The organism is Paraburkholderia sp. GAS333 (assembly GCF_050435665.1).
GTDB classification, from domain to species: domain Bacteria; phylum Pseudomonadota; class Gammaproteobacteria; order Burkholderiales; family Burkholderiaceae; genus Paraburkholderia; species Paraburkholderia fungorum_A.
Genome location: NZ_JBNDKS010000001.1, coordinates 1,856,135 through 1,876,829 on the forward strand (window position 1 = coordinate 1,856,135; position 20,695 = coordinate 1,876,829).

17 protein-coding genes are annotated in these 20,695 nt (G+C 62.9%); 3 read left to right on the plus strand and 14 right to left on the minus strand.

Annotated elements, in window-relative coordinates; translation table 11 throughout:
• Window positions 1-303: 303 nt before the first annotated feature.
• Window positions 304-2,118, plus strand: a complete 1,815-nt coding sequence (locus ABH945_RS08265) for a putative bifunctional diguanylate cyclase/phosphodiesterase (RefSeq protein WP_074763713.1) — start codon at window positions 304-306, stop codon at window positions 2,116-2,118.
• Between the two features lie 90 nt (window positions 2,119-2,208).
• Window positions 2,209-3,666 (plus strand): HDOD domain-containing protein, encoded by a 1,458-nt coding sequence (locus tag ABH945_RS08270; RefSeq protein ID WP_074763712.1) that lies wholly within the window; start codon window positions 2,209-2,211, stop codon window positions 3,664-3,666.
• A 176-nt stretch (window positions 3,667-3,842) separates the two neighbouring features.
• Here ABH945_RS08270 and ABH945_RS08275 read toward each other — a convergent pair whose 3' ends face one another.
• Window positions 3,843-5,201, minus strand: a complete 1,359-nt coding sequence (locus ABH945_RS08275) for an EAL and HDOD domain-containing protein (RefSeq protein ID WP_429250241.1) — start codon at window positions 5,199-5,201, stop codon at window positions 3,843-3,845.
• Window positions 5,202-5,503: 302 nt separating this feature from the next.
• Here ABH945_RS08275 and ABH945_RS08280 point away from each other — a divergent pair, with 302 nt between their 5' ends.
• Complete coding sequence (locus ABH945_RS08280; protein WP_074763710.1) at window positions 5,504-6,265, plus strand: acetoacetate decarboxylase; 762 nt, start codon at window positions 5,504-5,506, stop codon at window positions 6,263-6,265.
• A 133-nt stretch (window positions 6,266-6,398) separates the two neighbouring features.
• On the opposite strand, the gene ABH945_RS08285 is transcribed toward ABH945_RS08280, so the two are convergent.
• The 13 genes from ABH945_RS08285 to ABH945_RS08345 form a co-directional block, all read right to left on the minus strand.
• Window positions 6,399-7,193: an ABC transporter substrate-binding protein gene (locus tag ABH945_RS08285; RefSeq protein ID WP_074763709.1), complete on the minus strand. Its 795-nt coding sequence runs from the start codon at window positions 7,191-7,193 to the stop codon at window positions 6,399-6,401.
• 267 nt (window positions 7,194-7,460) lie between these two features.
• The gene (gene astE, locus ABH945_RS08290; RefSeq protein WP_429250242.1) at window positions 7,461-8,528 is read right to left on the minus strand and encodes a succinylglutamate desuccinylase; all 1,068 of its coding nucleotides are present in this window, start codon (window positions 8,526-8,528) and stop codon (window positions 7,461-7,463) included.
• Window positions 8,512-9,852, minus strand: a complete 1,341-nt coding sequence (astB, locus tag ABH945_RS08295; protein WP_074763707.1) for an N-succinylarginine dihydrolase — start codon at window positions 9,850-9,852, stop codon at window positions 8,512-8,514. Before astB ends, astE begins: the two co-directional genes overlap by 17 nt.
• Window positions 9,853-9,861: 9 nt before the next feature.
• Complete coding sequence (gene astD / locus ABH945_RS08300) at window positions 9,862-11,325, minus strand: succinylglutamate-semialdehyde dehydrogenase (protein WP_429250243.1); 1,464 nt, start codon at window positions 11,323-11,325, stop codon at window positions 9,862-9,864.
• Between the two features lie 2 nt (window positions 11,326-11,327).
• Window positions 11,328-12,365 carry an arginine N-succinyltransferase gene (astA, locus tag ABH945_RS08305; protein ID WP_429250244.1) on the minus strand — a complete coding sequence of 346 codons (1,038 nt, stop codon included), beginning with the start codon at window positions 12,363-12,365 and terminating at the stop codon, window positions 11,328-11,330.
• Window positions 12,362-13,420, minus strand: a complete 1,059-nt coding sequence (gene aruF, locus ABH945_RS08310; RefSeq protein ID WP_429250384.1) for an arginine/ornithine succinyltransferase subunit alpha — start codon at window positions 13,418-13,420, stop codon at window positions 12,362-12,364. The genes astA and aruF overlap by 4 nt, the downstream gene beginning before the upstream one ends.
• A 55-nt stretch (window positions 13,421-13,475) precedes the next feature.
• Complete coding sequence (locus ABH945_RS08315) at window positions 13,476-14,711, minus strand: aspartate aminotransferase family protein (protein ID WP_074763705.1); 1,236 nt, start codon at window positions 14,709-14,711, stop codon at window positions 13,476-13,478.
• Between the two features lie 148 nt (window positions 14,712-14,859).
• The gene (locus tag ABH945_RS08320; protein ID WP_074763704.1) at window positions 14,860-15,912 is read right to left on the minus strand and encodes a GlxA family transcriptional regulator; all 1,053 of its coding nucleotides are present in this window, start codon (window positions 15,910-15,912) and stop codon (window positions 14,860-14,862) included.
• Between the two features lie 36 nt (window positions 15,913-15,948).
• Window positions 15,949-16,740 (minus strand): ABC transporter ATP-binding protein, encoded by a 792-nt coding sequence (locus ABH945_RS08325; protein WP_429250245.1) that lies wholly within the window; start codon window positions 16,738-16,740, stop codon window positions 15,949-15,951.
• An 81-nt stretch (window positions 16,741-16,821) separates the two neighbouring features.
• The gene (locus ABH945_RS08330) at window positions 16,822-17,535 is read right to left on the minus strand and encodes an ABC transporter permease (protein WP_074763702.1); all 714 of its coding nucleotides are present in this window, start codon (window positions 17,533-17,535) and stop codon (window positions 16,822-16,824) included.
• A 7-nt stretch (window positions 17,536-17,542) separates the two neighbouring features.
• On the minus strand, window positions 17,543-18,232 hold the full coding sequence (locus ABH945_RS08335) for an ABC transporter permease (protein WP_429250246.1): 690 nt from the start codon (window positions 18,230-18,232) through the stop codon (window positions 17,543-17,545).
• Window positions 18,233-18,571: 339 nt separating this feature from the next.
• Complete coding sequence (locus ABH945_RS08340; protein WP_074763700.1) at window positions 18,572-19,525, minus strand: patatin-like phospholipase family protein; 954 nt, start codon at window positions 19,523-19,525, stop codon at window positions 18,572-18,574.
• Between the two features lie 47 nt (window positions 19,526-19,572).
• Complete coding sequence (locus ABH945_RS08345) at window positions 19,573-20,124, minus strand: hypothetical protein (RefSeq protein WP_074763699.1); 552 nt, start codon at window positions 20,122-20,124, stop codon at window positions 19,573-19,575.
• Window positions 20,125-20,695 lie beyond the last annotated feature (571 nt).

A 20,695-nucleotide genomic window follows, 5' to 3' on the forward strand; every position in this document is an offset into this window, starting at 1 on the left:
CGGTGCAAGTGTTCGGAAAAGCTACGCAGCAGCGACGTGACAGCCGGCACTGCACAACAGTGTTTGACGTATTAACGGACGTGAAGCGTTGCCACTTTAACCGAATCGATCCACAGACGGTGCGTGGCTGCCAGCCGACTTTCTTACCAGTTGTTTTTTTCAGTTTTTTGCAGTATCCGCTAAAGATTTTTCGGAGCCGGTCGTTATCTCGTTCTGATGGGGCGGTTTGATACCTCTCGCCCGCCCGACCGGCGGAACACGAGCCGCCTGCCTGCACACGAATACAGGTTGCCAGCGACAAACATGGAAGCGAACAGGATCACCGCCCCTCGCCGGGGCCCCGTGCGCACGGTCATGGACCGGCTTCGTGCGTTCGGCCGGCGTGTGGACGATATACCGCAGACGGCCGCAAGCCACGCTGCGCAACTTGAACAGGTGGTCGGCGCCGTCGATCTGCTGGCGCATGTGGACGACGCATTGCGCTTCATTTACGTCTCCGATGCGAGCCTGCGCTTCGTGGGTTACCACCGGGAATATCTCGAAACGATTACGCTGCACGATCTCGTCGCGCCTGCCGACGTAGCGCGCCTCGACGCGCTGCTCACGCTCGCCGCCACATCGGGCAACGTCGAGAAGGCCACGCTCGGGCTGATCAAGTCGCTGACCTACCCGATCACCGTCGAACTGCGCGTGGTGCGCAGCAGCCATAACGGCGTCGAAGGCTACGCGATCGCGGGCTTCGACGTGTCGGCCTGGCGCGCCACCGAAGAACGTCTGACCCAGGCGCTCCATCTGGACCGCCTGACCAACCTCGCCAATCAATCCGCGCTGATTCCCGCGCTGCTCGACGCCCAGCGTCAGGCCGACGCGCACGGCACGCCTGTCGCATTGCTGCTCCTCGACATCGACGACTATCAGCGCGTGAACCGCGCGCTCGGTTACGACGCCGGTGACGAGATGCTGCGCGATACGTCGCGGCGTCTGCTGAACATGACGAGCCCCAGCGAGACCATCGCACGCGTGGCCAGCGACGAGTTCGCGATCCTGGTCAAGCCCGCCGCCAGCCGCACCGACGCGGCGGCCGCTGCCGAAGCGCTCGCGCGCCGCCTGTTGACCGCGATCCAGCAACCGTATGTATTCAAGGGCCAGCAGGTGCATCTGTCGGCGAGTATCGGCATTGCGCTGTATCCCGACGTGCGTCACGCAAACGATACCGCCGCGCACGACACTCACCTGCTGCGCTGGGCCGATCACGCGTTGCTGCAGGCCAAGGCGGCTGGCGGCAACACGCTCGCGTTCTACGTGCCCGACGACAACCCCGCCGATGCAGAACGCTTAAAACTCGAGGCGGACCTCTACGACGGTGTGCGTAACGGCGAGTTCTCGCTACACTTCCAGCCGATCACGAGCAGCCGCACGCATGGCGTGGTCGGCGTCGAGGCGCTGATCCGCTGGTCGCATCCGGTGCACGGGCTCGTACCGCCTTCGATGTTCATTCCGCTTGCAGAGTCGATCGGCCTGATCAACTTCCTGGGCAACTGGGTGTTGAAGGTCGCGTGCATGCAATTGATTCAATGGGATGCAAAAGGTATCGCCCTGCAATACGTAGCCGTGAACGTGTCGCCGCAGCAGTTCCGCGATCCGCGCTTCAAGGATTCGGTGCGCGAGGCGATCGAGCTGACCGGCATCGACCCGCGCCGCCTCGTATTCGAGATCACCGAGAGCCTGCTGATGCACGACCCCGCGCACGCGAAAGGTCTGCTCGAAGAATTGACGGCGATGGGCATACGCTTTGCTGTCGACGACTTCGGCACTGGCTATTCGAGCCTGGCTTATCTGCAGCGCTTTCCGCTTGCGAAGCTGAAGATCGACCGGAGTTTTGTCGAGAATCTGCTAACCTCGCGAAACGATCAGGCAATCGTTAGCGCGGTCGTCGGGCTCGCGCAGACACTCGATCTCGAACTGGTTGCCGAAGGTGTTGAAACAGAAGCACAACGCACGCTTCTCACTGAGATGGGCTGCGATCATATTCAGGGATGGCTCGTCTGCAAGGCATTGCCTTCCGACGAACTCGCGCAGCGTTTCGAAGCTCGCACGCTTCACCTGCATACCGCCTAGCGACGCAGGCAAAGCGCTTTTCGCAGCGGAACAAGCCGGCCTCGTGCCGGTGGCACTCTTTGGAACATGTATGGCTTTGGCGGGACTCACATGGTAAAGGCGGCAGTGCTCGACCGGCTCTGGACGCGAATGAGCGAGCGCGGCGATTTCCCCATGCTGTCGCAGTCGCTGCGCACCACCATGACGGCGATGAACAACGACGACCTCGACTTCACCGGCCTCGTGCAAGTGGTGCTGTCGGACTTCGCGCTCACGCAAAAGGTGCTGCGGCTCGCGAACTCGGCGATGTACATGGCGTTCGGCGGCAACATCACCACCGTGTCGCGCGCGCTGATGGTGCTCGGCATGGACGCGGTCGGCCATCTGGTCGTCGGTCTGAAGATCGTCGATCACTTTCATCACAGCGCACCGCGCCGCATCGACGCGAAACTCGAATTGAACCGTACGCTGCTGTCGGGTTGCGTCGCCCGCAAGCTGACCGAGCGCGGCGATCTGCGCGCCGGTGAAGAGGCCGTGGTCTGCACGTTGATGCGGCAGATCGGCAAGCTGCTGGTGGTGTTCTATCTCGACGCCGAATGGGACCAGATTCGCCGTCACATCGAAGGCGGCGCACTCGAAGCCGACGCGTGCGTGCTGGTGCTCGGCGTGACCTTCGACGAAATCGGCGCGGAAGCCGCGGTACGCTGGCGGCTGCCCGACATGATCCGCTCGGGCATGGGCGAATACGATCCGCAAGACACCGAGCAGCCGCGCCAGGTGCAATGGCTGCGCGCGATCACCAATTACTCGACGGCGGTCGCCAACGTACTCACGCAGCAGAACGTGCCCGAATGGGAACGCGAGCAGCAGATCGCCGCGCTGGCGCAGGAATATAGCGCCGTGTTGAACACCGACCCCGAGGTGCTGCTCGAAATGAGCGTGGCGCTGGCCCGCGAAGAAGGCGGCGACGGGGTGATGGCCGAGATCGTCGAGTTGCGCGCGAATGCGGATGCGATCGCGCGCGAGGCGCTCAGTCCCGAAGCGCGCATTGCGGTGGGGGTCAAGGATCTGCGCGAACTGCCCGACGGCAGTCCGCTCGCACCGGCGCTCGCGATGGCCGCGGAAACCGTGCTGGCCGGGCTCGGCTTTGCGCGCACCGTGGTGTTCGTCAAACATAGCAACGGAACGTTCAAGGCGCGTCTCGGCCTGGGTCCGAAGATCGACGCGGCGCTGCCCAGGCTGACCTTCAACACCGCGTTCGAGCCCGACGTGTTTCATCTCGCGATAGCGAATTCGGTGGGCATCTTCATCGAGAACGCACGCGACCCGAAAATGGTCGCGCGATTACCGGAGTGGTTCCGCCGTTCATTCGACGACGCCCGCGCTTTCGTGCTACTGCCGGTTGTCGATGAAAGCGATCAGACGGTGGCGCTGTTATACGGCGACTGGTCGCACACTCAGGAGCCACGCCGCATCTCTCAGAAAGAAATGAGCGTGCTGAACGAAATGGCCAAGGAGTTAGGACGTTTTTTCGGCTTGGGGCAGATGCGGGAAATGGAGATGATGTGAAGACGTGGCGTGATCGTTGATCACCGCGCTTCACACTCACCGAATTTGCATTTGCCCTAAGCTGAGTTTGATGCTGGTTTGAAGTTGCACCGACGGCCTTCGGCCTGATGCGCTGTTCTGCGAGCCTTGTTTCTCAAGGCTCGCTTTCCAGCCGGACGACGGACGTCTCAGTCCCCTCAATCCTCGATCCTTTCCAACCCTTCCGCACTGCGGTCCGCGACACCGGCCCACGCCCCTGCCGCCAGGCCCATCTGCGCGACCTCTTCCACCGACAACGTTTGCAGGCGCGCGCACACCGCTTCGATCTGATCCCACGCGCCGCGCTCCAGTGCTTCGACCGCGCTCAACAGCAAACCCAGCGTCCCCTCGCGATGCAGAATAGCGGCCTGGATCGGGCGCGACAGCGTCAGCACGTTCAACGTGCTTTCGAGCGAACCGCCGAACACCGCGTCGACGAAGGAGAACACGCCAGTCAGAAACGCCGCGTCCGCTTCGTCTCGACCGGCGTCGGGCATGCGCTCGATCGCCAGTTCCATGAAACGTGCGCGGGTCGCCGCGAGTTGCAGCAGCGGGTCGTCTTCGAGCGCGACCTTGCGGCCGTCCGCGTAGAGCAGCAATTGCGTCCAGCGCGCAATACGGGCAGTGCCGGTCGCATTGATCGCATCGCGCAAGGTGGTCACGCGGTGGCCGAGCGCCAGGCCGCTCGAATTCGCCAGCTTCATCAGATGCATCACCAGCACCGGATTCAGCTTGAGTTCGGCTTCGAGTTGCGCGACGGTCGGGTCGCCGGCCAGCAATTGCAGCAGATTCAGTAACGCGTGACGCGGCGCGCTGACACGGCGCGTCGTCAGGTTCTGCGCGCGCGCGAAGTAGTAGCCCTGGAAGCGGTCGAAGCCGAGTCCGCGCGCCGCTTCGAAAATGTCCTGTGTATCGACACCCGATGCGAGCAGCAGTTTGCCCGCCGACTTCAGCACGCTTGCCAGCTTCGGCAGCAGCGCCGTGGGCGCACGCGCGACATCGATCTTCACGACCTCCGCGTAAGGCAGCAGTTTGGCGAAGGTCTCGTTGGGCTGCGCGACATCGTCGAGCACGAAGCGGTAACGGCGGCCGTGCAGATGCACGATGCGCGCGATCAATTCGTCGTCGACCTGAATGGACGGCGGCAATTCGAACATGAAGCGATCGGCGGGCAATCGCAGAATGGCATCGTCGAACAGCATCTCGCGGCTGACGTCGAAGTACGCCGGATGACCGGTGAGTGCACCGCGCATGTCGCCATGAGTCAGGCCGTGAACGACCGCCCTCGCCACACGTTGTGCCGGGCTGAGCTTCGCGTCGGGCGAGCCTTCCTGTGCTTCTGCCGATGCTTCTGCTTCGGCATCTGCCTCCGGCAATGCCGGTGCCCGCACCTTGATTTCGTAACCGCACAACATGCCGTCCCGATTGAGAATCGGCTGTCGTGCAAAACTGGCAATGAGTTGCGCGTCGTCGGCGGGGCCGGTCTGCGTCACAGTCTCGATTGCGATGGTGGTCATTCCAGTCCCCCGCTTGGGCGCCGCCCTGGCGCGTGCCGCTGTATTTGGTTTTGCTGCACCGTTAGCGTGTTTCTCGCTGTGAGGCCCGTCGCGCCTGCGGTGTAACCCGGCGATTTTATCGCAGCCCATCCTTGGCCGACATGTCCGCGACGCAATATCTCGAAATAATTGCCGCACGGGCTCGCTGAAATCGAGCGGGGAATCGACGATACTCTGATGCAGTGCAAAAGCGTTCCACCCTCGCCTTACCTTGCTTTCCTCGTTTGCCCGTGCAACCACCCAGTTAGCCACCAAGGAAAACCATGGACGTCAAAAGCGTGCTGTCGAATGCCTTCGCGATGCCGATCACCAGTCCGGCATTTCCAATGGGCCCGTATCGCTTCATCAACCGCGAATTTCTGATCATCACCTACCGCACCGACCCGGACAAACTGCGCGCCGTGGTGCCGGAGCCGCTGCAGATCGGCGAGCCGCTGGTGCATTACGAGTTCATCCGCATGCCGGATTCGACCGGTTTCGGCGACTACACGGAAAGCGGCCAGGTGATTCCGGTGTCGTATAACGGAGTAGCGGGCGGCTACACGCTGGCGATGTATCTGGACGATCATCCGCCGATCGCCGGCGGACGCGAGTTGTGGGGTTTTCCGAAGAAGCTCGCGAACCCGGTACTCGCCGTGCATACCGACACGCTGGTCGGCACGCTCGATTACGGCCCGGTGCGCATCGCCACGGGCACGATGGGCTACAAGCATCGTCAACTGGATCTCGCGCAGCAGAAGAAGCGGCTCGAAACGCCGAACTTCCTGCTCAAGGTGATTCCGCATGTGGACGGCACGCCGCGCATCTGCGAACTGGTGCGCTACTACTTGCAGGACATCGATCTGAAAGGCGCATGGACCGGTCCGGCCGCGCTCGAACTCGCGCATCATGCGCTCGCGCCGGTGGCGGAATTGCCGGTGCTGGAAGTGGTCGAGGCGCGGCATCTGATCGCCGATCTGACGCTCGGTCTCGGCGAGGTCGTGTTCGATTACCTCGATCAGCCGGAAGCGAAGAACGCGCGCTGATTCGGGCGAGCGTCGCTCCGGGCGAGGTGTTCATCGAACTCGAACCTGCTTTCACGCTGCACTAAAAACAAACGGCCGCGATCAGCGGCCGTTTGTCCTGAGGCGCAATGCATTGCGCCCGATACGCAACGTCTTAACGCAACACAACCTTCACATCGAAGTACTTCGCGGCGAGGCGATCGATCGTGCCGTCCGCCTTCAGTTCTTTCAGCGCGCCGTTCAGCGCGTCCTTCAGTGCCTTGTCGTTCTTGCGGATACCGTAACCGACGCCCGCGCCGAGCAGCTTCTCGTCGGTGACGGCCGGACCCGCGAACTCGAAGCCCGCGCCCTGCGGCTTCTTCAGAAAGCCCTTCGATGCCGCTTCCGCGTCCTGGAACGATGCATCCAGACGACCCGACGCGAGGTCCGAGTAAATCTGGTCCTGCGTCTGATACGGCACGACGTCGACGCCTGCCGGCGCCCAGCGCGCTTTCGCGTACGTTTCCTGGATCGTGCCCTGCAGCACGCCGACGTGCTTGCCCTTCAACGAGGCCGGCGTCGGCAGCAGACCGCTGCCCTTCTTCGCGATCATCTGATTCGGGATCGTGTAGATCGGATCGGTGAAATCAACCGCCTGGCGACGCTGATCGGTGATCGTCATGTCCGAGTTGATCGCGTTGAACTTGCGTGCTTCGAGCGCCGGAATCAGGCCGTCGAACGAGTTCTCGACCCACACGCACTTCGCTTTCAGCTTCGCGCACACGGCATTGCCGACATCGATGTCGAAACCTTGCAGGTCGCCGGACGGCGACTTCGATTCGAACGGCGCATACGACGCCTCGACGCCGAAGCGCACTTCCTTGATATCCGCGGCCGATGCCGTGCCAGCCGCCACCGTCGCCGTTGCGAACAGCGCGAGCGCAGCCATGTGTCGCCAATTCATCTTCATTACGGGTGTTCCTATACGGTATTGAATAAAACGGAGCCGAATCCGCGCAGGCATGATTGCCGCGCCAAAAATGCGATTCAAACTCATGCGGCCGGTTTGGTGCAGCGCAACAGCCGCGAGGGCGAGATTGTACAGGCTTCGCCGGGCACGCCTGGCGGGCGGCCGGAGCCGCCGTTCCGGCGCGTCACCCGGCCGATGCCTGGCGAAGCTGTAACTTTGTGTCGCGTTGGGACAAGGAGATCGTGCAGGGAACGGCGTAGCGCCCGTTCAGACGAGTTGCGCCAGCGTGTCGTCAGTGGTCTCAATGACCAGCAAACCGGCACGCAGACCCGGCTTGACCGTCGCGTTCGGAAACACGATGCGCTCCTCGGCGTGACGCACGGTGTAGCGATAGTCGCCGTCGCGGGCGAGCAAGGTGTCCTTGGCGAACGGCGTGAAATTGGCGATGTCTTTCGCCAGCAGCAGTTCGAATGCATCGCTCTGCTTGGTGATCTGATCGATGACGGTGAACACACGCGGCAGAGGCGCGTCCGCGTCGCCGCGCGTTCCGGCCAGCAGATGACGCACCGCCTGATCCGCGCCTGCAAAGCGCGTCAGATCGTTCTCGCCAAACGGGCGCACCTTGCCCAATTCGAGCGTGCACGCTTCGGCACCGCAGGCTTCCGCGGTGAAATGCGAATACGTGTTGGCCTTGGTGGTATGCAGCAGCACCGCGCTGATCCGCGCGCTGCCAAGCCACTCGAACATCGCGCGCGACAACGGCCGGCCCGTGTGCGGCAGCAATGCAAATTGTTCGAAAGCGGACGCGCGGATCGCCGTGTGCATATCGATATGCCAGCGCGCGCCGGGTTCGTTCGACGCCGCTGCGAAGAACTCCGTAGCCGCCCGCTCCAGCGCCGCGGCACGCGGTGCCTCATGGCTCTCCGGCACCTGCAGATGACGGCCACTGAACAGGCGGTTCAGATCGTCATCGCGATAACGATGCGCGTTGCGCATCGCGTCCACGTTGCCGAGAATCACCAGCAGTCGGCACGTCAATGTAGCGCGACCCTGCGCAATATCGCGGACCAGAAACGACAGCAGTTCAATCGGCGCGGTTTCATCGCCATGTACGCCTGCCGAGACGAGCACGCTGCGAACACTTTCACGCTGTGATGCTTCAGGCGCGGCGGGTTGCATCAACAGCACGCCGTCGTCCAGCCATGACCAGCGCACTGCGTTATCGGCGCACACGCCCTGCGCTTCATCAGCTGACGGCCGCGTTCCCGCCAGCGTGTAAGCGAGAAAATCGGCGAGCATCGAAACCTGCACCCCGTGCTCAGCGCTGGAAGTCATAGAGCGAGCCCAGTCGGAGAATCTGCGTCAGTTCATCAAGGGCCGTGCGCGACTCCGTCAGCAATTGCGGATCGGTCAGATCGGTCGGCGCGAGGCGATCGCGATAATGCTTTTCGATCCACGTATCGAGGCGGCCGAACAGCGTGTCGTCGATCCATACGCCCGGCGAAACCGCCGCGCGCTCTTCGTCGTCCAGCACCACGCGCAACCGCAGACACGCCGGACCGCCGCCGTTTTTCATGCTTTCGCGCAGATCGAACACCAGCACGTCGTCGATCGGACCTGCTTGCGAACCGAGTTCGTCCAGATACGCGGCAACGCGCGGATTTTCGCGGCACTCCTGCGGCACGACCAGCACCTGCTTGCCGTCCGGACGCGTCAGCAACTGGCTGTTGAACAGATACGAGGTGACCGCATCGGCGACACTGACTTGAGCGTCGGGCACTTCGATCACGTTGAAGCCCGCTTTCAGGCCTTCGAGCTTCGAGCGCAATTCGTCGTACACCGCTTTCTGCTCGACAAACGCGAGTTGATGGCAGAACAGCGTGTTGCGATTGCCGACCGCGATCACGTCGTTGTGAAACACGCCCGCGTCGATCACGTCGGGGTTCTGCTGCGCGTACACGGTGGCCGCTTCCTGCAAGCCATGACGATGCGCGACCGCGCGGCTCGCCTCGAACGTCTGGCGCGCGGGGAAGCGTTTCGGCTCCGGTCCACGACGATATTCGCTGCGTCCGTACACGAAAAATTCGACGCCGCGCGCCGCATAGTCCGCGCAAAAACGCGTGTGATTCGCCGCGCCTTCATCGCCGAGCGCGGGTGTGCCGGGCAGCGCTTCGTGGACGACGAAGCGATCGCTATCGTTAAATATCGCGCTCAACGTGCGGCGCGTGGATTGATGCTCGATCGCGCGATGCAGCTTGCTGCACAGATTCGCTGGCGTGAAATGCACGCGGCCGTCGCTGGTGTCGGCTGACGGGCTCACGGTCGCCGCGTTCGCGGTCCACATCGCTGACGCCGAACTCGCGGCGGCCAGCAACTCGGGCGCGTCCCGCGCCACGCGCGCGATCACGGTCGCGTCGTCGCCGGAAAAACCGAGTTCGCGCAACAGACGCATCGACGGACGCTCCTGCGGCGGCAACACGCCCTGATGAAAGCCGAGGTCGGCCAACTGCTTCATCTTGCGCAGACCCTGCCGCGCCGCCGCCTTCGGATTCGCGACCGACTTCTCGTTGTTCTGCGACGCGACGTTGCCGAACGACAGCCCCGCGTAGTTATGGGTCGGGCCGACCAGGCCGTCGAAATTGGCTTCAGTGGCTTGCATCGTCGATCCTTAGAATTGAAGGCCCGGCGAGACGCTCGCGGGCATTTGCAGTTGCGCGCTTTCGACAGAAGCCATCGGGTATGCGCAGTAGTCGGCGGCGTAATACGCGCTCGGCCGATGGTTGCCCGAACGGCCAGGTCCGCCGAACGGCGCGCCCGACGACGCGCCGTTGGTCGGCCGGTTCCAGTTGACGATGCCCGCGCGGATGATGCGCTGGAAATGCGTCCACAACGCTTCGTCGTCGGCCAGCAGTCCAGCGGAGAGACCGAACTCGGTGTCGTTGGCGCGGTCGATCGCTTCGTCGAAGCTGTCGTAGCGGATGATCTGCGCGAGCGGGCCGAAGTGCTCTTCGTCGGGCAGGTTCTTCACATGGGTCACGTCGAGAATGGCCGGCGTGACGAAGCCGAGCGTCGGATCGCGTTGCTCCATCTTGAGCAGCGCAGTCGCGCCGTCGGCGAGCAGACGTTCCTGTGCGGCGACGAGCCGCGATGCGGCGCGCGCGGACACGACCGCGCCCATGAACGGCTGCGGATCGGCGTTATATTCGCCGACGCTGATACGCGACGTGACTTCCGTCAGGCGCGCGAGGAAGCGCTCGCCGTTCGCATCGTTCGGCACGAAGATGCGGCGCGCGCACGTGCAGCGCTGCCCCGCCGACAGAAACGCCGACTGGATCGTGTGATGCACGGCCGCGTCGATATCCGCGACCGGGCCGATCACGAGCGGATTGTTGCCGCCCATTTCCAGTGCGAGCACGATCTCCGGACGTCCGCCGAATTGTTTGTGCAGCAATGTTCCGGTATCCGAACTACCTGTGAAGAATAGCCCGTCGATCTGCCGGTGATTCGCAAGCGCAATGCCGGTATCCTTCTCGCCTTGCACGAGATTCAGCACGCCCGCAGGCAAGCCCGCATCGCGCCAGATCTGCACAGTCACGGCGGCCACGCCCGGTGCCAGTTCGGACGGCTTGAACACCACCGCATTGCCCGCGATCAGCGCCGGCACGATATGGCCGTTCGGCAAATGGCCAGGAAAGTTATACGGCCCGAACACCGCCACCACGCCATGCGGACGATGCCGCAACACGGCCGTGCCGTCCGCCATCGCCGAGCGCTTTTCACCGGTGCGTTCGTTGTAGGACTGAATCGAAATCTCGACCTTCGCGGCCATCGACGCCGCTTCGGTGCGTGCTTCCCACAGCGGCTTGCCGGTCTCGCGGCCAATCGCTTCGGCGAGCACTTCCTTGCGCTCGGTCACCAGCGCAGCGAAGCGGCGCACTACGCCGCAACGCTCGTCGAGGCTTAACGCCGACCACATCGCGAACGCCCGGCGCGCGCTGCGCACCGCGCGATCGACGTCGTCCGCCGACGCGCTGTTGCCTTCCCAAACCGTCGCGCCCGTACCCGGGTTGCGCGATGCGAATGCGGGTCCTGTGCCGGCGGCCCATCCGCCGTCGATGAAAAGCTCGCTCATGATCATCCTTGTTTGTGTTTCAGCGGCAGCACCCGAACCAGGTCGCCGGTCTTGACGTCGAGCGCGGTGGCTTCGGCGGCGTTCATCTGGAACACGCCGTCGTGCGGCACACCCGCCGCGACGCCCACGCGGAAATCGCCGAGCGACGTATTCGACACCATCGAACGCGGTGCATCCTGCGAAGCGCCTGCGGGTACATCGGCGATTTCGACCGGCACCAGCACGCTTTCACGAACCGTGCGCAAGTCGGCGATATGGCATTCGAGCACCGGACCCGCATCGAAAATATCGACGTGATTCTCGTAGCGCAAACCTTCCGCTTCGAGCATGCGGCGCGCGGGAATCGTGTCGTTATGCGTGAGGCCGACGCACTTCTGCGCCTCTTCCGGCAGCAGTTCGACATACACCGGATAGCGCGGCATCAGCTCGGCAAGAAACGACTTGCGGCCGTGCGAACTCAGATAATCCGCCGCGTTGAAATCGATCTGGTAGAAATGCGAGCCGACCGCGCGCCAGAACGGCGACGTGCCTTCTGCATCGAAATGGCCGCGCAATTCCGCGCACAGCCGCTGCGGAAAGCGCTCGCGAAACTGCGCGAGAAACATGAAGCGCGAACGCGACAGCAAACCGCCGACCCCGCTCGTGCGATATCGCGGGCTCAGAAACAGCGAGCACACTTCGGCGTAACCGGTCAGATCGTGCGAAATGTTCAGCGCGCTCATGCGGGTCCAGATGCCGAGATCCTGGCTTGCATGCACCACCGTGCTCACACGGTAGTTGTAGAACGGCTGTTGCAGACCCACCGCCGTTTCGATGCCGCAAACACCGGCAACGTCGCCGGTCTCCGTGTCTTCCATCACGAAGAAATAGCCTGCTTCATGCGGCTCGGCCTTGTCTTCCATCGTGCGGCGCGCACGTTCCACGCGCGCCGCGAGTGCATCGCGATCCGGCTTGAAGGTAGTGAGGCCTGGGCCGGTTTCCTGCGCGAGCCGCATTAGCGCATCCACATCGCCTCGTTGCACAACGCGAACGACGATCATTGCGCCTCTCCCGAATGTTCTTCCTGATCCTGCCGATGCAACGGCACACAACGCACTGCATCGCCTTCCTGTACACCGAGCGCGGCGCGCGTTTCCGCTGCAAGCGTTGCGTCTTTTCCTGCTGCCAATTCGCCCAGCACGCAACGGAATTCGCCATCGTCACCGTTATGCGCGATCAGATACGTCGATGCATTCATCGCATCCGCTTCTCTCGCCTCATGCACGACGCGCGTTTCGTTACGCGTCACACACGCACTGCGATCCACCTGCGCGGTCAGCACCGGGCCCGCATCGAAAATGTCGATGAAGCGGTCCGTCTCGAAACCCTCTTCCTGGTGAATCTCATACGCGAGCCACGCTTTCGAGTCGGGTTCGCCGAGCACGCGCTGCGCCGCTTCCGGCAGCAACGGCACATACACGGGATAGGTCGGCATCACTTCGGCGATAAACGTGCGGCTACGTCCACCCGACTCGATTTCGATGTCGGCGAAATCGCGGCCGAAGAACTTGCGCCCCACCGCTTCCCAGAATGGCGACACGCCGTTTTCATCGGTGACGCCTAGCAGCAGCGAGAACACCTCGGGTGTGAAGCGCTTGCGATTGGCGGCGATGTACATCATCCGTGCGCGCGACATCAGGTGCGCGGCGGCGTCGCCACGCAGAGACGGGTCGATGTAATAGCCGGCGAGCCGGCTCTTGCCCGTCAATTCATGCGACATGGTCAGCGCGTGAATCTTGCGATTCACGTGCAACTCGCGCGACGCGTGAATCAGCGCGTCGTTGCGGAACGCGTAGAACGGGTCCGAATAACCGGCTGCGGCAACGATGCTCGCCGTGCCCATCAGCTTGCCGCTCGCGCCGTCTTCGAGGACGAACAGATAGAACTCCTCGCCCGGAAAATCGACCTCCGCGCGAAACGAGTCTTCCGACAACGCGATGCGCGCTTCGAGCGCGCGCCGGTCGTGCGGCAAAGAATGCAGCACCGGTTGCGCGGTGCGCGCCATATGTTCGAGCGCGTCGAGATCGGCGAGGCGGCTGGGGCGTACGAAGAGCATCATCGTTCCTGTTGAATGTGACGCATGGTTCGCGGCTTCCGCTCCATGCTGTGAATCAACGCGCCGCCGCTTGCACGTTGGCTTCGACGATTTCGCCGAACGCCTTTGTCAGGCGCTCGAAGCCTTCGTTCATATCGTCGAGCGGCATGATCAGCGACGGCACGAAACGCAGCACGTCCGGCCCCGCCATCAGCATGATCACGCCATGCTGACCCGCAGCCGTGACGAAATCTTTCGCGCGGCCCTTGAACGCATCGGTCAATTCCGCACCGATCAGCAGCCCCTTGCCGCGCACTTCTTTGAACAGACCGAAGCGCTCGTGCAGTTTCGCAAGGTGGCCCTTCAGTGCTTCACCGCGAGCGCGCACGCCTTCGAGCAGCTTCGGGTCGCTGACCAGTTCCACAACCTTCTCGGCGATCGCCGTGCCGAGCGGATTGCCGCCATACGTCGTGCCGTGCACGCCGACCTTGAAATGCGCGGCCAGTTCGTTCGTGGTCAGCATCGCGCCGATCGGGAAGCCGTTGCCGAGTGCTTTCGCCGTGGTCAGGATGTCCGGCGTCACGCCCGTGTCCTCGTACGCGTAGAAGTAGCCGCTGCGGCCCACCCCCGTTTGTACCTCGTCAAAAATCAGCAGTGCGCCGTGCTCGTCGCATGCTTCGCGCAAGGCCTTCAGGAACGCCGGATCGGCGGGAATCACGCCGCCTTCGCCCTGAATCGGCTCGACGATCACCGCACAGGTTTTCGCGCCGATAGCTTGCTTCGCCGCGTCGATATCGTTGTACGGCAGATGTTTGATGCCGGCCGGCACCGGGCCGAAGCCTTCCGAATACTTGGGCTGACCGCCGACGCTCACCGTGAAGAACGTACGCCCGTGGAACGACTGCGTGAACGAGATGATTTCGTCTTTGTCTGCGCCGAAACGGTCGAATGCGACGCGGCGCGCGAGCTTCAGCGCGGCCTCGTTCGCTTCCGCGCCGGAGTTCGCGAAGAACGCGCGGTCGGCAAACGTGAGGTCTTCGAGACGTTTGGCAAGACGCAAAACCGGCTCGTTGGTGTAGCCATTACCGATGTGCCATAGCTTGCCGCCCTGCTCGTGCAGCACCTTCAGCAGTTCAGGGTGCGAGTGGCCGAGCGCGGTGACGGCGATGCCGCCGGCGAAGTCGATATAGTCGCGGCCCTGCGTATCCCAGACGCGCGAACCGAGACCGCGATCCGGTACGAAGGCGGCGGGCGAAAACACCGGCACCATGACTTCGTCGAAGGTCTGGCGTGTCACAGTCAGGTCGTTCATGGCAAATCCTCGTTACAGGTGAGAGGTAATACGAGTAGTGTAGGAAACCGCACGCGATACGTCTTGCGCATACGCGACGCTTTCTATGAGGTTCCACGCGCGTGAACGGCGTGCGGTGCGCGCGCGGCGGTGTGCTACATACAGCGCGTCAATCCACCTGATCCGGCCGCTCGATCAGCGCGCCCGGCCGAGGCTCGCTCGCCACGCTGCCGCTCGCGCCGGTCTGCTTGTCGATCCAGTTACGACGATCCTCTCGCGGTGTGACACCAAAACGTTCGCGATACGCATTCGAAAAATGCGCGGCCGACGAAAAACCGCAAGCAAGACTGATCTGCACGACCGATTTGCTGGTGCGCTGCAATTGCGTGCGTGCCTTCGAAAGCCGCAAGCCCAGGTAGTATTTGGACGGCATCGAGCCGAGATACTGACGGAACAACCGCTCCAGCTGACGACGCGATACGCCGACGAGGCCGGCGATTTCATCGGTGGTGAGCGGGTCTTCGATATTCGCTTCCATCAGCAGCAACGCGTCGTTCAAACGCGGATGCCGCTCGCCCGGCGCGGTCACGAACGGAATGCGCTGACGCTCCTCGCCCGCGCGCAATACGCCGACGCCGAGCGTATCGGCGATACGGTCCGCCAGCTCGGGGCCGTGTTCGCGACCGATCATCGCGAGCATGAAGTCGACGGTGGCCTGACCGCCCGCGCAGGTCGCGCGATCGCGGTCGATTTCGAAAATCTGCTGGGTAACGATGGAGCGCTCGAACTGCTCGGAAAACTGCTGATAGGTTTCCCAGTTGACGCTCACGCGATAACCGGACAACTGCCCCGCCATCGCGAGCCACCACACGCCGTGATGAATGCCGGTGACGAGCGGCGTGCGCTGGCCGACTCGCGACAGACTCGCGAGAAACAGCCGGTAGTCGGCAAATTGCTGAAACCGCTCGCTGACGATGATCAGCCAGTCGCATGAAATCGCGTCGCCGAACGCGGCGTCGGCGGGCCATTGCGCGCCGCCGGAAAGCGGCACCGCGCGACCGTCCCACGAACACACCTGCACGCGATACAGCGCGCGCCCGTCGATTTCATTGGCGAGATTGAGCGCGTCGACAATCGGTCCGACGCCCGACATCGACACGGGCGGCAACGCGACGATAACGACCTGCGTGGTGCGAGCCGGGCTGGACGTGCGAGGAGGCATCGTTAAAGAACAGGCGCGGAGGCGAAGAGCCGCGCGTTACTTCAGGCTGCCGGACAGAAACTGCTTGAGCCGCTCGCTGCGCGGCGACGTCAACACCTCGGCGGGCAGCCCCTCTTCTTCGGTGCGGCCCTGATGCAGGAACATCACATGGTTCGACACGTTGCGCGCAAAACCCATTTCGTGCGTGACGACGATCATCGTGCGGCCTTCTTCGGCGAGCTTCTGCATCACCTTCAGCACTTCGCCGACCAGTTCGGGATCGAGCGCGGAAGTGGGTTCGTCGAACAGCATCACGTCGGGGTTCATTGCCAGCGCGCGCGCAATCGCCACACGTTGCTGCTGACCACCCGACAGATGAGACGGATACTGCTTTTCCAGGCGCGGCGCGAGGCCGACTTTCTCCAGATACTCGCGCGCCCGTTCTTCGGCTTCGCGGCGCGGCACGCCGAGCACATGAATCGGCGCTTCGACGATGTTCTCGATCACGTTCATGTGCGCCCACAAATTGAAGTGCTGGAACACCATCGCGAGCTTCGTGCGGATGCGCTGCAACTGCTTGTGATCGGTGACTTCAAGATTGCCCGCGCGATCGGGCTTCGTCTTCACCGCTTCGCCGTCGACGACGATCTGACCGGCGTTCGGCCGCTCGAGAAAATTGATGCAGCGCAAGAACGTGCTCTTGCCCGACCCGCTCGCGCCGATGATGCTGATCACGTCGCCCTTGTTCGCGTTCAGCGACACGCCCTTGAGCACTTCGTTGTCGCCATAGCGCTTGTGGATGTCCTGCACGGCGAGCTTGCAAGCTTCGGTTTGAGTCGTGTGGAGCAAGATGCTCTCCCTTTGAAAATGCGGATCGATCTGTGACGGCGCGTCTTCAGTTGCGGCGCCGCGATGCGGAGATGCGACGCGTCAGTGCGTGCGCACCGCCAGATAAGCCAGCCAGTGACGCTCTGCGCGGCGGAACAGCGCTACCAGCGCAAACGACACCACCAGGTAAATCAGCGCCGCGAGCCCGAACGCGTTGAACGACTGATACGTGGCGGAATTCGCGTCGCGCGCGACCTTCAGGATGTCGGGCACTGTGGCCGTGAAAGCGACCGTGGTGGCGTGCAGCATCAGGATCACTTCGTTACTGTACAACGGCAATGCCCGCCGCAGCGCGGACGGTATCACAATGCGCCGGTACATCGTGAACCAGCTCATGCCGTACGCGCGAGCCGCTTCCACTTCACCGTGCGACGTCGAGCGGATCGCGCCCGCGAAGATCTCGGTGGTGTACGCGCAGGTGTTCAACGCGAACGCGAGAATCGCGCAGTGAAAACCGCTGCGAAAAAACGCGTCGAGAAGATTGTGCGAGCGCACGACATTCAGGCTGTAGATGCCGGTATAGATCAGCAGCAATTGCACGTAAAGCGGCGTACCGCGAAACACGTACGTGTAGATTCGCACCGGCGTCGAGAGCCAGCGGTTCTTCGACACGCGCGCCACGGCCAGCGGAATCGAGCACACGAAGCCGATGCCGATCGACGCCACCAGCAGCCACAGCGTGACCGCGAGACCCGATACGCGCTGACCGTCCCAGTACAGGAACGCGCGCCAGAATTGATTGAGGATGTCGATCATGGTCTTGTCAAAGCTCCGCGTGCCGGACGCCGATCGAATAGCGCCGGCCCAGCCAGATCAGCACGAGATTCGATACCGAGGTGATCGCCAGGTAGATCAGCGCGGCGACCAGAATGAAGAAGAACATGTTGAAGGTGCTCTTGCCCGCGTCCTGCGCGGCCTTGACGATATCGGCGAGACCGATGATCGAGACCAGCGCCGTCGCCTTGACCAGCACCTGCCAGTTGTTGCCGATGCCCGGCAGCGCGAAGCGCATCATCTGCGGAAACAGGATGCGGGTGAACACGCGCGCGCCACTCATGCCGTACGCGCTGCCCGCTTCCAGTTGGCCGCGCGGCACTGAGAGGAACGCGCCGCGAAAGGTCTCGGTGAAATACGCACCGTAGATGAAGCCGAGCGTCAGCACACCGGCCACGAACGGATCGATGTCGAACTGCGGCAGATTCAGCGCATCGGTCAGATTGTTGACCCCGATCTGGATGCTGTAGAACAGCAGCAGCATCAGCACGAGGTCGGGCACCGAGCGGATCAGCGTCGTATAAGCGGTCGCGATGGCCCGCAACGGACGGTTGAACGACAGCTTCGCGGCCGCGCCCGCGAGTCCGAGCAGGACGGCCGTCGCGAGCGACAGCACGGACAGCTCGATCGTCTGGATCGTGCCGGCCAGCAATACTGGGCCAAAGCCGTATAGGAACACGCTTGTCTCCATCCAGGTTTTTGAGGATGTCACGGATGGCGTCGGCATGGCCCGGCGATGCTGCACGCCTGCCCCGACTCATCCGGCATGGCGCGGAGTCTCGCAAGCGAAAATCAAATGCTCAAATATGGGGCGTGCGGTTTGTTGCGACGCAACATTCGACGCTTGAGCGGCTCTCGCCGCTCGCAGCGCTTGGTTTTACGGGGGATATGTTTTTGTAAGCTGCCTCGCGGGCGGCACGCGCCGCCGCGATTTAGCAAGTTTCGGGTCGCTTTTTCGATAGATCGTTTGGGCGTGAACGAGACCGAACGAAGCTGAAATCCGCGATCCCGCCAGCGTTTAGTCCATTCCCAGGCGCGCGCGGATCGCCGGCAGCATGTATTCGACCGCCGCGCGCCCTTCTTCGATTGCCGGCGCCGCGCGGTGAAAATCGAAAATGCCCATGCCGCCGAGCCGCGGCTGGATCAGGATGTCTGCCGGCTCTCCCGCGAGCCGGCTGCGCGTGATCCGCACCTGCATAATGTCGATGCTTTGCGCGACCGAACTCAGCATCGACGGTACGCGCGCGCTGCGCGGCGGCGCGACCCGCACGTCGTCAGTGACGGGTGTGTCCGCGGGCGCGAGCCAGCGCGGCCACGGCTTGCCGTTGCGGCGTAACGAGACCGGCGGCGGCGCGGCCGGATCGAGCGCAGGTGTTTCAACCACCGCGCCGCCGAAATCGCGGCCGTTCAGAATGTCGTTATTCAGATCGATGGCGATCACGCAATCCGCGCGCATACCGCGTGCAACCGACACCGGCACCGGATTGCTCAGCCCGCCGTCCACCAGCCACACGCCGTTGTGCCACACGGGCGTGAAAATGCCCGGAATCGCAATCGATGCGCGCACCGAGTCGATCGTGCTGCCGTCCTGAAGCCAGATTTCGCGGCCGGTATCGAGTTCGGTGGCGACCGCCGCGAACGGCATCTTCAGTTGCGCGATCGAGCAACCGGCGAATTTCTCCGCGAATAGCTGGATCACCTTGCGTCCGCCGAGCAGGCCGCCCGAGATGCGCAGGTCGAGCAGGCGCACCACCGTCTGCCAGCTAAGACGCGATACCCACTCTTCGAGCCAGTCGAGATCGCCGTTCGCATACACGGCGCCGACCAGCGCGCCGATCGACGTGCCGCACACCACGTCGGGCTTGATGCCCGCGTCGTGCAACGCGCGAATTGCCCCGATGTGTGCCCAGCCGCGCGCGGCGCCCCCTCCCAACACCAGCCCGATACGGCTGTACCGACGTCGACGTATCATTTTTTACCCCGCTTCGTTCACTGCTTCGTTTTTTGACTGACTACCTGCTAGCGTCCGCGAATCACGTCTGAGCGCGATGTCGTATACACCTTCTCGTTACGGTCGAAGTGCACGTTAAAAAAGCCCTCTTCGGTGACGCCGCCTTCGCGCCACTTCCAGCTCCACACCGTCTCCGGCTTGAGCGGATACACCGCCACCTGACCCGGCTTGCCAAGCAGACGCCGCACCTCGTCCTCGGTCATGCCGACGCGGATCTTGCCGAAATTGGCGGCTGTCAGCACCTGGGTGATAGCTTGCAATTTACCGTCACGGTCGATGTCGACCATGTACGTATTCAAACCTTGTGGACCACGCGGATACTCGAAACGTTTCGAGCCGTCGGTGAAAGTGCGCTCGGTTTCCGGCTTGCCCATCTGATCGCGGACCTGCGCTTCGGTGGTCACGCCCGGCGTCATATCCTTGAGCAATAGTGCGTCCGGCTTGACGGCGTTGAAGAATTCCTTGAGTTTTTGCACGGCCTGGTCGCTCTGTTGTTCGTTGCAGCCGGTCAGTGCGATGCACGCGGCCAGCACGGCGGCAGTAAGCAGTTTGAAACCCACAGCGAGTCCCTGTTCGGGCGCGCCCGCCAGGGCACGCGGTTTGGTGTTGTGGCGCGCTTGCCCGGCGCGCGTCGCCGGGTCGTGTCCAAGGATAACCGCGCATCACGAAAACGGCGAGCGAGGCGGGCACAAAGGCAACACCGTGCGCGGCGGCTTACCGGTTGAGAACGCGAAGACGGAAAAAACTACAGGACGTCCCGCAAAAAATGCAGGTTTTGCTGCGGACGAGTGACGAATGATGTGTGCAGAACGCTGCGGCGAACGCGCTTTTTTGGGCGCTTGTGTAGAGCGTTGCGGCGAACGCACTTTTCGAGCGCTGAAAAAAACCGTCGCCACAAGCAAAAAGGCGACGCTGTGCAAAGCGTCGCCGGATCGGTCGATACGGTCAACCGGAAATGAAAGCGGCCTGCAGATTCGGTGAGAGCTTGCGCAAGCCGCCTGGCTCGAAGCAACGGGGACGACACGCAGCGGTCCGGTTCCGGCGAAGCGGTGAGCCACCTTGGCGACTCACCTCGCGCCATCGACGGAATGGCAAACCGCTGCTTGGCTGGCCGTCCTGGTCCCTCGATAA

Coding starts and splice junctions, on each gene's coding strand:
- ABH945_RS08265 (WP_074763713.1), top strand. CDS start 304: ATGGAAGCGAACAGGATCACCGCCCCTCGCCGGGGCCCCGTGCGCACG.
- astD (WP_429250243.1), bottom strand. CDS start 11,325: ATGAGCGAGCTTTTCATCGACGGCGGATGGGCCGCCGGCACAGGACCC.
- ABH945_RS08270 (WP_074763712.1), top strand. CDS start 2,209: ATGGTAAAGGCGGCAGTGCTCGACCGGCTCTGGACGCGAATGAGCGAG.
- astB (WP_074763707.1), bottom strand. CDS start 9,852: ATGCAAGCCACTGAAGCCAATTTCGACGGCCTGGTCGGCCCGACCCAT.
- ABH945_RS08320 (WP_074763704.1), bottom strand. CDS start 15,912: ATGCCTCCTCGCACGTCCAGCCCGGCTCGCACCACGCAGGTCGTTATC.
- ABH945_RS08275 (WP_429250241.1), bottom strand. CDS start 5,201: ATGACCACCATCGCAATCGAGACTGTGACGCAGACCGGCCCCGCCGAC.
- astA (WP_429250244.1), bottom strand. CDS start 12,365: ATGATCGTCGTTCGCGTTGTGCAACGAGGCGATGTGGATGCGCTAATG.
- ABH945_RS08285 (WP_074763709.1), bottom strand. CDS start 7,193: ATGAAGATGAATTGGCGACACATGGCTGCGCTCGCGCTGTTCGCAACG.
- ABH945_RS08330 (WP_074763702.1), bottom strand. CDS start 17,535: ATGATCGACATCCTCAATCAATTCTGGCGCGCGTTCCTGTACTGGGAC.
- aruF (WP_429250384.1), bottom strand. CDS start 13,420: ATGCTCTTCGTACGCCCCAGCCGCCTCGCCGATCTCGACGCGCTCGAA.
- ABH945_RS08340 (WP_074763700.1), bottom strand. CDS start 19,525: ATGATACGTCGACGTCGGTACAGCCGTATCGGGCTGGTGTTGGGAGGG.
- astE (WP_429250242.1), bottom strand. CDS start 8,528: ATGACTTCCAGCGCTGAGCACGGGGTGCAGGTTTCGATGCTCGCCGAT.
- ABH945_RS08315 (WP_074763705.1), bottom strand. CDS start 14,711: ATGAACGACCTGACTGTGACACGCCAGACCTTCGACGAAGTCATGGTG.
- ABH945_RS08280 (WP_074763710.1), top strand. CDS start 5,504: ATGGACGTCAAAAGCGTGCTGTCGAATGCCTTCGCGATGCCGATCACC.